Annotated in this window: 13 protein-coding genes; 11 read left to right on the forward strand and 2 right to left on the reverse strand. The window is 68.2% G+C overall.

The features are described from left to right. Window positions 1-80: 80 nt before the first annotated feature. Window positions 81-464, reverse strand: a complete 384-nt coding sequence (locus DIZ26_RS28890; protein ID WP_112247234.1) for an RNA polymerase-binding protein RbpA — start codon at window positions 462-464, stop codon at window positions 81-83. A gap of 247 nt (window positions 465-711) precedes the next feature. Between DIZ26_RS28890 and DIZ26_RS28895 the strand changes: the two genes are divergently transcribed. The 11 genes from DIZ26_RS28895 to DIZ26_RS28945 all read left to right on the forward strand — a co-directional run bounded on the left by DIZ26_RS28895 (window position 712) and on the right by DIZ26_RS28945 (window position 13,016). Continuing rightward, window positions 712-2,067: an efflux RND transporter periplasmic adaptor subunit gene (locus tag DIZ26_RS28895; protein WP_112247236.1), complete on the forward strand. Its 1,356-nt coding sequence runs from the start codon at window positions 712-714 to the stop codon at window positions 2,065-2,067. Beyond that, the gene (locus tag DIZ26_RS28900) at window positions 2,057-2,752 is read left to right on the forward strand and encodes an ABC transporter ATP-binding protein (RefSeq protein WP_112247238.1); all 696 of its coding nucleotides are present in this window, start codon (window positions 2,057-2,059) and stop codon (window positions 2,750-2,752) included. Before DIZ26_RS28895 ends, DIZ26_RS28900 begins: the two co-directional genes overlap by 11 nt. Beyond that, window positions 2,752-3,981: an ABC transporter permease gene (locus DIZ26_RS28905; protein ID WP_112247240.1), complete on the forward strand. Its 1,230-nt coding sequence runs from the start codon at window positions 2,752-2,754 to the stop codon at window positions 3,979-3,981. The genes DIZ26_RS28900 and DIZ26_RS28905 overlap by 1 nt, the downstream gene beginning before the upstream one ends. A 13-nt stretch (window positions 3,982-3,994) precedes the next feature. Continuing rightward, a complete protein-coding gene (locus DIZ26_RS28910; RefSeq protein ID WP_112247242.1) occupies window positions 3,995-4,552 on the forward strand; it encodes a hypothetical protein in 558 nt (185 codons plus the stop codon). A 205-nt stretch (window positions 4,553-4,757) separates the two neighbouring features. Further along, complete coding sequence (locus DIZ26_RS28915) at window positions 4,758-6,092, forward strand: ABC transporter substrate-binding protein (protein WP_112247244.1); 1,335 nt, start codon at window positions 4,758-4,760, stop codon at window positions 6,090-6,092. After that, on the forward strand, window positions 6,089-7,078 hold the full coding sequence (locus tag DIZ26_RS28920; RefSeq protein WP_232828669.1) for a carbohydrate ABC transporter permease: 990 nt from the start codon (window positions 6,089-6,091) through the stop codon (window positions 7,076-7,078). Before DIZ26_RS28915 ends, DIZ26_RS28920 begins: the two co-directional genes overlap by 4 nt. Beyond that, window positions 7,075-7,941: a carbohydrate ABC transporter permease gene (locus DIZ26_RS28925; RefSeq protein ID WP_112247246.1), complete on the forward strand. Its 867-nt coding sequence runs from the start codon at window positions 7,075-7,077 to the stop codon at window positions 7,939-7,941. Before DIZ26_RS28920 ends, DIZ26_RS28925 begins: the two co-directional genes overlap by 4 nt. Beyond that, entirely contained in the window at window positions 7,938-9,209 is a 1,272-nt protein-coding gene (locus DIZ26_RS28930) for an alpha-L-fucosidase (RefSeq protein WP_112247248.1), read from the forward strand. The genes DIZ26_RS28925 and DIZ26_RS28930 overlap by 4 nt, the downstream gene beginning before the upstream one ends. Window positions 9,210-9,222: 13 nt before the next feature. Continuing rightward, the gene (locus DIZ26_RS28935) at window positions 9,223-10,722 is read left to right on the forward strand and encodes a chondroitinase-B domain-containing protein (RefSeq protein ID WP_112247250.1); all 1,500 of its coding nucleotides are present in this window, start codon (window positions 9,223-9,225) and stop codon (window positions 10,720-10,722) included. After that, a complete protein-coding gene (locus DIZ26_RS28940) occupies window positions 10,719-11,576 on the forward strand; it encodes an AraC family transcriptional regulator (protein WP_112247252.1) in 858 nt (285 codons plus the stop codon). Before DIZ26_RS28935 ends, DIZ26_RS28940 begins: the two co-directional genes overlap by 4 nt. 9 nt (window positions 11,577-11,585) lie before the next feature. Next, the gene (locus DIZ26_RS28945) at window positions 11,586-13,016 is read left to right on the forward strand and encodes a polysaccharide lyase 6 family protein (protein WP_112247254.1); all 1,431 of its coding nucleotides are present in this window, start codon (window positions 11,586-11,588) and stop codon (window positions 13,014-13,016) included. Window positions 13,017-13,055: 39 nt separating this feature from the next. Here DIZ26_RS28945 and DIZ26_RS28950 read toward each other — a convergent pair whose 3' ends face one another. Further along, window positions 13,056-14,024 (reverse strand): DUF6528 family protein, encoded by a 969-nt coding sequence (locus DIZ26_RS28950; protein WP_112247256.1) that lies wholly within the window; start codon window positions 14,022-14,024, stop codon window positions 13,056-13,058. Window positions 14,025-14,058: the final 34 nt, after the last annotated feature.

The following is a 14,058-nucleotide window of genomic DNA, read 5'->3' on the forward strand; positions in this document are numbered from 1 at the left end:
GGTGGGGGCGGGGACGGGAGGGGGTCCGGACGTGCAGAAGGGCCGTCCCGCTGGTGCGGGACGGCCCTTCTGGGGGTCGATCAGGCGCTGCGCTTGCCGGTGGTGCGGGTGCGGTGCAGGTGCGCGGGGCCGATCTCGCCGGAGCGGAGGAGGGCTACTCGCTCGGCGAGCAGTTCCTCGAGCTCTGAGATGCTGCGCCGCTCGCGGAGCATGTCCCAGTGCGTGCGGGCGGGCTTCTCCTGCTTCGGCTCCGGCTTCTCACCGGTCGAACGGGCGGCCTCGCTGCCGCAGTGCGGGCACTCCCAGATCGCGGGCACCTCGGCGTCGTGCGCCATCGTGACCTCGACCACATGGCCGCGCGGGCAGTCGTAAGTGATCATCTGGCGCGGCGCGAACTCGACGCCGCGGTCATCCTCGAAGCTGACCCCACCCAGCCCCGAACCACGCAGTACGCGATTAGACATGTCAAACCTCCGAGATTCGTCATCCGTGCCAACGGTCGGCCGACCCGGATCATTCCCATTTTGGCATGCCCGCGCCCCAGGTTCGCACCTGACAGCACCGTCATCACGCCCTGTCATCGGGTGTTCACAAATCACCGTGTGTCGCAGGACACAGTGCTGCTGACGCTGAAGACGGCTGCGAGGTTCACAGCCAGTTGCCAGGAAGTGGGCAACGATTCCTCAGCAAACGGTCCTAGCGTCTGCGTCCATGGTGTCCAGAGGGGTCCTCCCACGCCACAAACTCCGTGGCCTCAGTGTGCTCAACGTGGCCCTGGTGGCCGTCGTCGTGGCGATCGCCGTCAGCGCCTACCTGCTGTTCTTCAAGAGTGACTCCCAAGCGGCCGGTACGACGCGTCCGTCAGTGGCCGTCAGTCGCGGGGACGTGACGGCGAGCGTGAGTTCGAGCGGCACCCTGCAGAGTCCGCAGACGGCCTCGCCGCAGTTCGAGACCTCCGGCACGGTCACGTCGGTGCTGGTGAAGGTCGGCCAGGTGGTGGCCAAGGGCGCCCCGATCGCGAAGATCGACCCAAGCGCCGCGCAGCGCGCAGTACGGATTGCCGAGCAGAACCAGACCGCGGCTGCCGACTCCGTCACCGCCGCCCAACAGACCCTGGACGACGCGCAGGAGGCCGTGGACGCGGCCGAAGCCACTCCGACACCGACCCCCAGCAACGGCCAGCAGAACCAGTCCCAGGGCCAGAGCCCGGAGGTGGCGCTGACGAACGCCAAGGCCAGCCTCGCCCGAGCCAAGGCCGACAAGGAACAGGCCGACCAGAACCTGGAAGGCGCCCAGGCCGATCTGGCCGCGACCACACTGAAGGCACCGATCGCCGGCACCGTGACAGCGATCAACGGCACCGTCGGCTCGGTCACCGGCGGCTCCGGCACCAGCTCAGGCAACTCAGGCAACTCGGGCAACGCGGGCAGCTCAGGCACAGCAGGCGCGTCGGGCACAGGCCAGGGCGGCACCAGTACGTCGAGCAGCGCGACCGCGTCGAGCGGCGGCTTCATCGACATCTCGGACCTCAAGTCGCTTCAGGTCGTCGCCGCCTTCCCCGAGGCCGACGCGATCAAGATCAAGGCCGGCCAGAGCGCCACGGTCACCCTCAATGCCGAGCCGGGTACGAACCTGACCGCCTCCCTCACCTCGGTCTCGCCCACCCCGACCACCACGAACGGCGTCGTCTCCTATTCGGCCACGTTCACGCTGTCGAAGCTCCCGGTCGGCGCGCGGATCGGCCAGACCGCGAACGTCTCGGTCCAGACCGCGAAGGCGTCCAACGTCCTCTACGTCCCGACCACGGCCATCGTCACGAGCGGTACCACCCACACGGTGACGATGGCCGACGGCTCCGGCACCCGCGAGGTCCAGCTCGGAGTCCGCGGCGACAGCTTCACCCAGATCACCTCCGGCCTGAACGAGGGCGACCAAGTCGAGCTGATCCAGGGCGCGATCGGCGGTACGACGGGCGGCACCGGGCAGGGCCGGAACGGGCAGTTCCCCGGCGGCCAGTTCCCGGTCGGCGGCACGGGCACCGGCGGAGGCTTCAACCGTGGCCGCTGACGCCCTGATCGACATCCGCAACGTCACGAAGACCTACGGCGCGGGGGAGACCGCAGTCCACGCGCTGCGCGGCGTCTCGCTGCGCGTCGAGGCCGGCGAGTACGTCGCGGTGATGGGCTCGTCCGGCTCAGGCAAGTCGACGCTGATGAACATCCTCGGCTGCCTCGACACCCCAACGCGTGGCGAGTACTGGCTGGACGGCACGAACGTCGCGAGGCTGACCGAGGACCAGCAGGCGCTCGTCCGCGGTCGCAAGATCGGCTTCGTCTTCCAGTCGTTCAACCTGATTCCCCGTACGTCGGCACTCGCCAACGTCGAGCTCCCGCTCACCTACGCCCATCTGCGCCGGACGGAGCGTCGTCAACGCGCCCGGCGAGCGCTGGAGCTGGTCGGTCTGGCCGACCGGGAGGACCACCGGCCGAACCAGCTCTCCGGCGGTCAGCAGCAGCGTGTGGCGATCGCGCGGGCGCTGGCGACCGGCCCGCGGATCCTGCTCGCCGACGAACCGACCGGCAACCTCGACGCGCACTCCACCGACGAGGTGCTCGGCATGTTCGACGAGCTGAACGCCGAGGGCCGGACGGTCGTGGTGATCACCCACGAGACCGAGGTCGCCCAGCATGCCCGGCGACTGGTGCTGTTCTCCGACGGCCGGATCGTCTCCGACGAGAAGGTGACCCGCTGATGTCACCCCGGGATCTGTTCGGCGCCGCCCTGCGCGGACTGGGCGCCAACAAGATGCGCTCGCTGCTGACCATGCTCGGGGTGGCGATCGGCGTCGGCGCGGTCATCGTTCTCGTTGCTGTTGGCAACGGCTCGGGCAAGGCCGTGCAGGACCGGCTCGAAGCGATGGGGACGAACCTGCTCACCGTCTCCACCAGCGGCGGTGGCGGTGGCTTCCAGCGCGGCCAAGCCGGCCCGGCTGCCCAGCAGTACAGCCTCACGCTCGACGACGCGGCAGCCCTCGCTGACAACCGCCTCGCGCCTGACGTGGCCGCGGTCGCTCCGGTGATGACCAGCAACGGTACGGCGACCAGCGGCGATGTCAGCTACACCATCAACCAGGTGATCGGCACGACCCCGGAGTACCTTCCGGCGACCAACACCCCGGTCAGCACGGGCGCCTCGTTCACCAAGCAGGACGTGGACGGTTCGCGGCGAGTGATCCTGCTCGGCCAGACGGCCGCCACGGAACTCTTCGGCCGGGCCAACGCCGCCGTCGGGCAGACGATCAAGCTCGGCGCGGTCGACTTCACCGTGCTCGGGGTGCTGGCGAGCAAGGACAGCACCGGGTTCAACGACCCGAACGCGACCGCGATCGTCCCGATCAGCACGCTCCGGGCGACCCAGGCAGGGTACGGCCCGCTGAACCAGATCGTCGTCCAGGCCGCGGACAAGGACAAGGTCGACACCGCCCAGGCCGAGGTGACCCAACTGCTGACGGCACGGCACCAGGTCCCGGCGACCACCACCTCGCCGTACCGGATCACGAACTCGGCCCAGATCCTGCAGACCAGCCAGGACACCGCGGCGACCTTCACGGCGCTGCTGGCGACGGTGGCCGCGATCAGCCTGATCGTCGGCGGGATCGGCGTCACCAACATCATGCTCGTCACCGTCACCGAGCGGACCCGGGAGATCGGCATCCGCAAGGCTCTCGGTGCCCGCCGCCGCGCGATCCTGGGCCAGTTCCTGATCGAGGCGACTCTGCTGAGCCTGCTCGGCGGGACCGTCGGCGTGATCGCCGCGCTGGTCGTCAGCCGGTTCCAGTTGGCCGGCGTGCAGCCGGTCCTGGTGCCGTCGTCGATCGCGCTCGCCTTCGGCGTCTCCGCTGCCGTCGGGCTCTTCTTCGGGAGCATGCCGGCCCACCGGGCTGCCGGTCTCCGTCCCATCGATGCACTCCGCCACGAATGAGAGAGGCTCACTCATGAGCACGCCCCACCAGACCCCGGACGAGTTCGCGCAGATCGGCAGCGACGACGAGGTGAACGAGGCTCTGAAGCCGAAGAAGACCGTGAACTTGCCGGCGGCAACCGCCGTACTGGCCGGGGTCGTCGTCCTCGCGATCGGCCTGGCCGGTGGTGCCGGACTGCATGCGGCCTTCGCCAAGGACAACACGACGACCCCGCAGGCCGGTGCCAGGCGTGGAGCCGGTGGGTACGGCGGATTTCGTGGCCAAGGGCAAGGAACCGGTCAGCCAGGTACCGGCGGCCCGGGCGGGAACGCGGCGATCGGCACCGTGGTGTCGGCGAACAGCTCCCAGCTGGTCGTGAAGACCCAGAACGGCGACGTGACGGTCAAGCTGACCGGTGACACGGCGATCGACATCACCAGCAAGGGCACGGCCGCCGACCTCAAGGCGGGGGAGCAGGTCGTCGTGAGCGGCGAGACCTCGAACGGCACCCTCACCGCCCGCACGGTCCGCCAGGGCGGCACCGGGTTCGGCCCCTTCGGCCGCAACCCCAGCCCGAGCCCTTCGAACTGACTCCACCGGTCGAGCCCTTCCAACTGACTCCACCGGTGCGGGACGAGTGGGAGCCGCGTGGTCACGCTCCCACTCGCGCCGGACCTGTCGAGTAGGTGGTAGACCTTCGATGAGTTGTTGACTCGCGGCTTTGGAAAGCGCTATCTTCCGACGAAATGAGGCGCAAAAAGTACAAATCGCCTCTTCGTCGACAGGAGAAGACGGCATGCCGAGGTCACTGAGAAGGTTCGCTGCGGGGTCGCTGGCCGGGGTACTGGTGCTGGCCGCCACGGGTTGTGGGGCGGGTGGTGCCAAGCCGGTCGCGCAGGATCCGAAGGCGCCGCTGGAGCTGTGGACGCGGACCACGCCTGGTGGTGACGGCGAGAAGGGGATGAAGAAGCTGGCTGCGGCTTTCGAGGCGGCCACCGGGCAGAAGGTCGAGGTCACGGCGATCTTCGACGACTTCGAGACGAAGCTGTCCCAGCGCGCGGCCCAGAAGGACCTGCCGGACCTGGTGCTGAACGACTCGTCGCAGCTGGGCACGATGGTCAGCCAGGGCATCGTCCGCGAGGTCGACCTGGGCGCGATCAAGGGCAGCGATCAATTGCTGGAGTCCGCGCTGTCGGTCGCCAAGTCCGGCGACGGCAAGACGTACGGCGTCCCGTACTCCGCGCAGGCCAGCGCGCTGCTGATCCGCAAGGACTGGCGCCAGAAGGTCGGCCTGCCGGTGCCGAAGACGTGGGACGACCTGACCGCTCTCGCGAAGGCCTTCACCACGCAGGATCCGGACGGTAACGGGAAGCCCGACACGTACGGCCTCGCCGTACCGGGGTCGACCAAGCGCGGCTATGCCTCGTGGTACTTCTCCAACTTCCTCTGGGCCGCCGGCGGCGACTTCATCGCCAAGCAGGCCGATGGGAAGTACAAGCCCGCGATGTCGACGCCCGAGTCCGTTGCCGCCACCAAGTGGTTCCGCGATCTGGCCTGCACCAGCAAGGTGATCCAGCCGGGTGCGGCGACGATGGACACCCCGCCCACCAACGAGACGTTCGAAGCCGGCCGCACCGGTCTGTACGTCGTCGGTCCCTACCTGCTGCCGCGGTTCGACGCCGGCCTGGGCAAGGACAAGTACGAGGTGGTCCCGGTGCCGAAGGGCCCGAAGGACTCGACCGTGCTGGCCGAGGGCGGCAGCGTGTACCTGATGGCCGGGTCGGCCAACGAGGCCGGGCAGAACGCGTTCGCGTCCTTCATGATCTCGGCGGACGGACAGAAGCTCGGGATGGCCGGCCAGAAGGCATTCAACGTGCAGTTGCCGGTGAACAAGACCGTCGACATCACGGCCGTCCGCAAGGACCCGCGCTGGAAGGTGTACGCCGACGCCTACCGTGACAGCGGCCGGTACGCCCCGTCGATCCCGAACTGGACCCCGGTGCGGCAGGACACGGCCGACACGATCAACGCCCTGATCGCCGACTGCAGCCTCGATGTGACCGCCGAACTGACCAAGCTGGACAAGAAGCTGGCCGAGACCCTCGGCAAGCAGGGCGTCGCCGCATCATGAGCGTCCGCGAGGCGCCGGTGGCGACAGCGGAACCGCCACCGGCCGAGCAGCCGGGTCGTGGCCAGTGGCGGTCGCGCGTACGGCGTACCGGCAGCCGCCGCGCTCCGGGCCGCGCCGCGAGGCAGGGTGGGAAGTGGTGGGTGCCGTGGTTGTTCCTGGCGCCCGCGCTGATCCTGTTCACCTACTTCAAGTTCATTCCGATGGGGCGGGCACTGGTGATGTCCGCCCAGGACGTCCGGCCCTATCTCGGCAACACCTGGGTCGGCACCGCCAACTACAGCGAGATCCTGAGTTCGGAAAGCTTCCGGTCCGCGCTCAAGAACACCGTGGTCCTGGCGATCGGGCAGACCTTCGGCTCGATGCTGCTCGGCTTCTGCCTGGCGCTGCTGGTCGAGGGGCAGACGCGCAAGCTGAGCTTCATCCGGTCGGCCGCGTTCCTGCCGGTCGTCGTACCGATGGCCGTGGTCGCCGAGCTGTGGCGGATCATGTACCACCCGACCAGCGACGGTCTGCTCAACCAGGTGATCGGGCTGGTGGGCCTGGGGCCGTCCGGCTTCATCAACGATCCGGACACGTCACTCGCCTCGATCGCGGTCACCGGGATCTGGCGCGGCGCGCCGTACGACATGATGATCTTCCTCGCCGGGCTGGCCGGGATCGACCGCGGCTTGTACGAGGCCGCGACGGTCGACGGTGCCTCGACCCGGCAGCGCATTCTGCACGTGACGTTGCCCGGCTTGCGGCCGGTGTTCGCCATCTTGTTCGTGCTCGCCGCGGTGCGGGGCTTCCGTAGCTTCACCGAGGTCTTCCTGCTGACCAACGGCGGTCCGAACGGCTCGACCGAGGTCGTCATGACTTTGATCTACAAGCTCGGACTGGAACAGAACCGGCTCGGAGTTGGTTCGGCGGGCGCGGTCCTGCTGTTCCTCGCGACCCTCGTGCTGACGGTCTGTGTCCAGTTGCTGCGAAGGAGGAGGACCGCATGAGCGCCGCCACCGAGACCGCGTTGGGTCTCACCGAGAGCAAAGGGATCGGCCCTCGGGTCGCCAAACTGGTGATCTACTCGGGCCTGTTCATCGTCTTCGCCGGGCCGCTGCTCGCGCTGCTGGTGAGTTCCTTCAACCACATCTCCGATCCGACCCAGTTGAGTGTCGTCCCGAAGACGCCGACGCTGGACAACTTCCGGATCGCCTTCGACCACGGCGTCCTGAAGTACCTGCTGAACTCGTTCTTCGTGGTGGGCTTCGGCCTGCTGCTGCAGGTGGCCGTCTCGGTGCTGGCGGGATATGCGCTGGCTCGCAAGGTGTTCCCGCTGATGACGGTCGTGTTGGTCGCCATCCTCGCCACGATGATGCTGCCCGAGGAGATCCTCGCGTTGCCGCTGACCCTGGTGCTTGGGGATCTGCCGTTGCTGCATGTCAACCTGATGGGCACGCTGGCCGGGATGATCGTGCCACTGGGCGCGTGGGCGTTCTCGATCCTGGTGATGACCGAGTTCATGAAGGACGTCCCGCGCGAACTCGAGGAGGCCGCCCGCATCGACGGCGCCGGTGAGCTGCGAATCTTCGCCCAGATCATCCTGCCGCTGTGCAAGCCGGCGCTCGGGGTGATCGGGGTGTTCGGGTTCACGATGATCTGGGACCAGTACCTGCTCCCGTTGCTGGTGGCAACCAATTCGGACAGCTACACGCTGCCGTTGGCACTGCGGACGCTGCGGATCGACCCGGTCGTCACACCGGGCGTGGTGATGGCCGCGTCGCTGCTGGCCCTGCTGCCGTCGGTCATCGTGTTCCTGCTGTTCCAGCGATCCTTTGCCCGTGGCCTCACCGCGGGCGCGTTGAAGGGATGACAGTGATAAAGGACTGGTTCCGCCACGACCGCTTCGGCATGTTCGTCCACTGGGGGCTCTACTCCCTGGCCGCCCGCCACGAATGGGTGAAGAACCGGGAGAAGCTCACCGACGCGGAGTACCAGCGGTACTTCGATCGGTTCGACCCGGATCTGTACCGGCCGCGCGAGTGGGCCTGGGCGGCACGGTCGGCCGGCATGCGATACGTCGTACTGACGACCAAGCACCATGACGGGTTCTGCTTGTGGGACAGCGATCTGACCGACTACACGGTCATGAAGACGCCGTACGGCAGGGATCTGCTCGAGCCGTTCGTCGATGCCTGCCGGGCCGAGGGGCTGAAGGTCGGCTTCTACCATTCGCTGATCGACTGGCATCATCCGTCGTTCCCGATCGACGGCCTGCACCCGCAGCGCGACGACGAGGAAGCCAAGGCCGCGCCGCGCGACATCGCGAAGTACCGGCAGTACCTGCACGGACAGGTCCGCGAGCTGCTCACCAGGTACGGCACGATCGACTACCTGTTCTTCGACTTCTCGTACGCCGGCCGCTCGCACACCTGGGGCGGCAAGGGCGCCGAGGAGTGGGGTGCCGAGGAGTTGCTCGCGATGGTTCGCGAACTGCAGCCGGACATCCTGGTCAACGACCGCACCGGCCTTCCCGGCGACTTCGTCACGCCTGAGCAGTATCAGCCGGCCGGGCCGATGACGGGGCCGGACGGGCCGATCATGTGGGAGGCGTGCCAGACCCTCAACGGCAGTTGGGGCTACGACCGGGACAACTTCGACTACAAGAGCCCGGACCTGCTGGTGCGGATGCTGATCGACGGCGTCGCCAAGGACGGCAACCTGTTGCTGAACGTCGGCCCGACCGGCCGTGGACTCATCGACCCGATCGCGCAGACCACGCTCGAGGCGATAGGCGACTGGTTGCGCCTGCACGAGCGGTCGATCTACGGGTGCGGCGCGTCCGCGCATGTGCCGCCTGCGGACTGCCGCTATACGCAGAACGGCAACCGGCTCTACCTGCATCTGTTCAGCTGGCCGTTCAAGCACGTGCACCTGCCCGGACTGGCCGGCAAGGTCCACTACGCCCAGTTGCTCTCCGACGCTTCAGAGATCCGGCTGATCGAACCGGATCCGGAGCGGGTCGCGGAGAACACCCAGCCCGGCAGTCAGCCGCCGGGCACGCTCACCCTCGAACTACCGGTACGCCGGCCGGACGTCGCCGTACCCGTCATCGAACTGTTCCTCACTCCATCCGCCTGATCGGGAGCACCTCATGGAACGTCGTACCTTCCTCACCGCCGCAGGTGGCGTCGCCGCCGGAGCGGCCGGTCTGGTGGCCGCAGCCGCCGGCGCGCTGCCGGTGACGGCCGCGCCGTCATCCGCTGGGATCGGCGGGCTCGCCCCTGCCGCCGATCCCGCCGATCCCGCGCTGGCAGGTCGGCGGCGGCTCGTGCAGTCGCTGGACGAACTGCGGCAGGCGATCGGCCAGGCGGTCCCCGGCACGGTGATCACCGTTGCCAACGGCACCTATGACGTACCGGCCGGCGCGCCGATCGCGCTGGCCGGTGTTCGCGGCCGGCCCGATCGGCCGGTCGTCGTTCAGGCGGAGTCGCCGGGCGGGGTCGTCCTGACCGGGGAGCAGAGCTTCGTGCTGACCGGGTCGACGGACGTCACGCTGAGCGGGTTCGCGTTCCGGCAGCAGACGACGCTGGACATTCCGCCGGACTGCAAGCGGATCCGGCTCACCCGCAACGACTTCCAGCTCGCCGATATCGAGGGCGTGCACTGGGTGATGGTCCGCGCGGACTACTCGACCGTCGACCACAACGATTTCCACGGCAAGTCGACGCTCGGCATCTATCTCGGCATCGAGGGCGCCGGGACCGACGGAATGGCCCGCGGTGTGCACATCACCCGCAACCACTTCCGCGATCACACCTTCGCCGGCAGCAACGGCGGTGAGCCGATCCGGCTGGGGGTGTCCCCGCGAGCGCTCTCCACTGCCGCCGCGGTGGTCGAGTTCAACCTGTTCGAGCGTGCGAACGGCGACCCCGAGGCGATCTCGGTGAAGTCGTCCGGCAACGTGATCCGGCACAACACGATCCGCGACAGTATCGGGGGGATCGTGCTGCGGCACGGCAACGGCACCCGGGTCGAGGGCAACTACCTGCTGTCCGGAGCGAACGGGATCCGGATCTACGGCAACGACCACCAGATCCTGAGCAACTACCTCGAGCGGGTCAGCGGGATCGTGCTGGGGAGCGGGAGCCTTCGCGATCACTACCCGGGCGAACCGCCGACGTCGCGAACCGGCAACGACGCGCCGGACCGGGTGCGGATCGCGCTGAACAGCTTGCTGGACTGCCCGGGCGGGATCAGCGGCGAGAGCCACCGGACCCTGCCGCCGCTGGACTGCACGATCGCCGACAACCTGCTGGTCGCCGACGCGGGACAGCACGTCAACATGCCCTTCCAGGACGGCATCACCTGGTCCGGGAACCTCGTCTGGGGCAGCGCCGCCGACGGCAACGCCCCGGCCGGCACGTTCACCCGGTCCGATCCGAGGCTGGTGGCGGGACAGGACGGCGTACGGCGGCTGTCGGCGGGCAGTCCGGCGATCAACGCGGCCACCGGGTCGTATCCGGGCGGGACCCTCGATCTCGACGGTGAGCCGCGCGGGCGTCGAGCGGATGTAGGGGCCGACGAGTACTCGTTCCGCAAGCCCAGGCTCCGCCCGTTGACCGCGGCCGAGGTCGGGATCCACGCCCGATGAGCCCCGAGCGCTCCGGCGTTGCCGTTCGAGGTGATGAGGAGATCATCCGTACTCACCTTGACCGCCTCCGGCTGGATCTGGTGGTGGCCAGCCGGATCACCCATGTCCACCGCGAGTGGTACCGCCCGCTGCAGCCAGACCCGTTCTCGCGGCTCTACCTGATCCTCGAAGGCGAGGGCCGGCTGGTGGTGGGGGAGAAGGAGCTCTACCCGAAGCCGGGTGAGCTCTGCTACCTGCCGGCCGACGTACCGATCTCGTACTCGACGATCAGCGACAACACGTTCCGCAAGCACTGGCTGCACTTCTCCGCGCTGATCGGCGACCGGGACATCGGCGAGATGCTGACCCTGCCGTTCATCGTTCCCAGTCGTGCGCCCGCGGAAGCGGCTGCGCTGTTCGAGCAGGTCGGCGCGGCGGATCGTGACCCGCCCGGTCTGGCGACGCCGCTGCGGATCCGCTCCGCATTGACCGCGTTGTTCGCGCACTATCTGGACAGTGCGCCGCCCGGTTCGATCCAGTTGTCGGCGCAGCAGACCGAGGAGTCCGGCATCGTCCGCTACATCGAGGACAACCTTGCCTCGGCGCTGACCGTGGAGCAGCTGGCCGCCGAGTTCGGGTTCGAGCTGAGTGCGTTCATCCGGCACTTCCGCACCGAGTTCGGGTTGTCGCCGAAGCAGTTCATCAAACGGGCCCGGATCGAGCGGGCGCAGCGCGAGCTGGTGACGACGTCGCGGCCGATGGAGGAGATCGCCGCGTCGGTCGGGATGGACCAGTCGTACTTCTCCAAGGTGTTCCGTCAGGTCAGCTCGGTGACCCCGAGCGAATACAGAAAGCTCTACCGCCCCCGTAGTTAGGAGCTTGTCATGGATCGTCGTACCTTCTTGGCCGGCGGCACTCTCGGTGTCGCCGCGGTCGCCCTGAACCTGTCCGGCGGGCGTCGCGCCGACGCGCAGGTGTCGGCCGTCGTCAGGTCGCTGTCCCAGTTGCAAAAAGCAATCAACACTGCCGGCCCCGGCACCACGATCACGGTGGCGAACGGCTCGTACGCCGTACCGTCGGGCTCGCCCGTTTCCATCAGCGGTCGCCACGGCACCAGTACGGCGCCGATCACGATCGTGGCCGAGTCGCGCGGTGGGGTCACGCTCACGGGTGCGCAGAGCTTCGTGTTCGCCGACTCGTCGTACGTGACGATCAGCGGGTTCGCGTTCCGGCAGAGTACGACGCTGGAGATCCCGGCCGACTGTCCGCGGATCCGGCTGACCCGCAACGACTTCCAGCTGGCCGCAGCGGCCGGGCACTGGGTCGTCGTGCGCGGTGACGACGCGAAGATCGACCGGAACGTGTTCCACGACAAGTCCACCCTGGGCGTCTATCTGGTGATCGACGGACCGGGCAGTACGGCGATGGCGCAGCGCACGAACATCGCCCGCAACTACTTCCGCGATCACACCTACTCCGGCGACAACGGCGGTGAGCCGATCCGCCTGGGGGTCAGCGGTCGCGCGCTGTCCACGGCGGACGCCACCGTGGAGTACAACCTCTTCGAGCGGGTGAACGGCGACCCCGAGGCGATCTCGGTGAAGTCGTCCGGCAACACGATCCGGTACAACACCATCCGGTCGTCGACCGGTGGGATCGTGCTGCGGCACGGCAACGAGAACCGGGTCGAGAGCAACTATCTGCTGTCCGGTGCGAACGGGATCCGGATCTACGGCAACGACCACCTGATCGTGAACAACTACGTCGGCGGGGTCGCGAGCGCCGGGATCGTGCTCGGCAGCGGAACCGAGCGCGATCACTACGAAGGCGAGCCCGAAGACAGCCGGCGCGGCAACGACGCTCCGGACCGCGTCACGATCGTGCTCAACACGCTGCGGAACAACGCGCAGGCAGTCGCCGGTGAGAGTCAGCGCACGATTCCGCCACTGGGCTGCCGGATCTCGGACAACCTGCTGGTCGGCGACAGCGGTTCGCTGGTCGACATGCCTTACTTGCAGGGCATCACCTGGTCGGGCAACATCCTGTGGGGCTCGGCGTCGAACGGCAACATCCCGTCGTCCGGCTTCACCAGGGACGACCCGAAGCTGGTCGCGGGTTCCGACGGCATCTACCGGCTCAGCACCGGCAGCGCCGCCGTCGACGCCTCCAGCCAGGACCACTCCAGCCAGGTCCCCGACGACCTCGACGGCCAGCCCCGAGTAGCCCCGTACGACGTCGGCGCCGACGAACTCTCCACCGCCACCACCCTCCGCCACCCGCTCACTCCCACCGACGTCGGCCCCAACGCCCCGTAGTACCCAACCCGCCGGGCATCGAGGTCAGAGGTAGCGCGGTCAAAGGTAGCGGGGACTCCAGACGCGGGCCTTGTAGATCTCGGCGCCCGGCAGGGTACGGACGAAGTCGGGTCCGGTGAAGGTGACAGTGTCCGTGCACCACGTCGTCGCGCAGTCCGGCGCCGGGAAGGTACGGACCTGTTGGCCTCGCGGCGTACTGCTGATGCTGCGCACGTCGGCCCAGTTCCTGGTGGTCACGAACTCGTTGCTGGACTTGCTGAACTCGTACACGAATCCGGTCGTGCTGATCCACAGGCGGTCCGGATCGTTCAGCACCGGGGTGAGGTCGTGACCGCCAGGTGACGGCAGCGGCACGGTGCGCTCGACGGTCAAGGTCGGCGCGGCCGCCGTACCGCCGACCTTCAGAGCGACGATCGTGGTGTCGCCGACGGCCCACAGCACCCGTCGCACCGGATCCCACTGCACGCCGTGCGCCCGAGCGAGTGGGAATTCGGCGTACGTCGCGGAATCCGGACCCTGCGATGCCGTGTAGATCCGGACGAAGCCGCCGCGGGTGGCCGCGATCGCGACATTGCCGTCCGGCAACAACTCGGCGCTGTGCAGGTTCGGCTGGGTGGTCAGGTTGAGTCCCCACAGCCGCCGGCCGCCCGGATACGTCATCAGGCCGGCGAGCCCGAGCGAGTCGGTCACCAGTACGACGTACGAGCCGCTCTTCGTTCGCCGAAGCTTCACCTCGGACGGCGCACCCCAGCCGACGGCCAGGTCGCCGAACCCGTTGTCCACGGTCGGGCTCCATTGCCATTTCTGGGCATCCGGCCGGCTCCAGTCCGCGACGGCCGGGTCCATCACCCGAATCCGCGCGGCGGCGGGTTCGGCGGAATCCTGGTCGACGAGAGCGACCAGCTGACCGCCGTACCGGCCGGCCGTCACCCCCGAGGCCGTGCCCGGTGCGAGACCGAGAACCAACGCCGTCATCAGTACTACGAACGCTCGGGCGAATCTGGGCACCGCAAAAATCCCTTCGGACGACGACCGCCCCGAG

It is taken from the genome of Kribbella monticola (assembly GCF_003261635.1).
Classification (GTDB): Bacteria; Actinomycetota; Actinomycetes; order Propionibacteriales; family Kribbellaceae; genus Kribbella; species Kribbella monticola.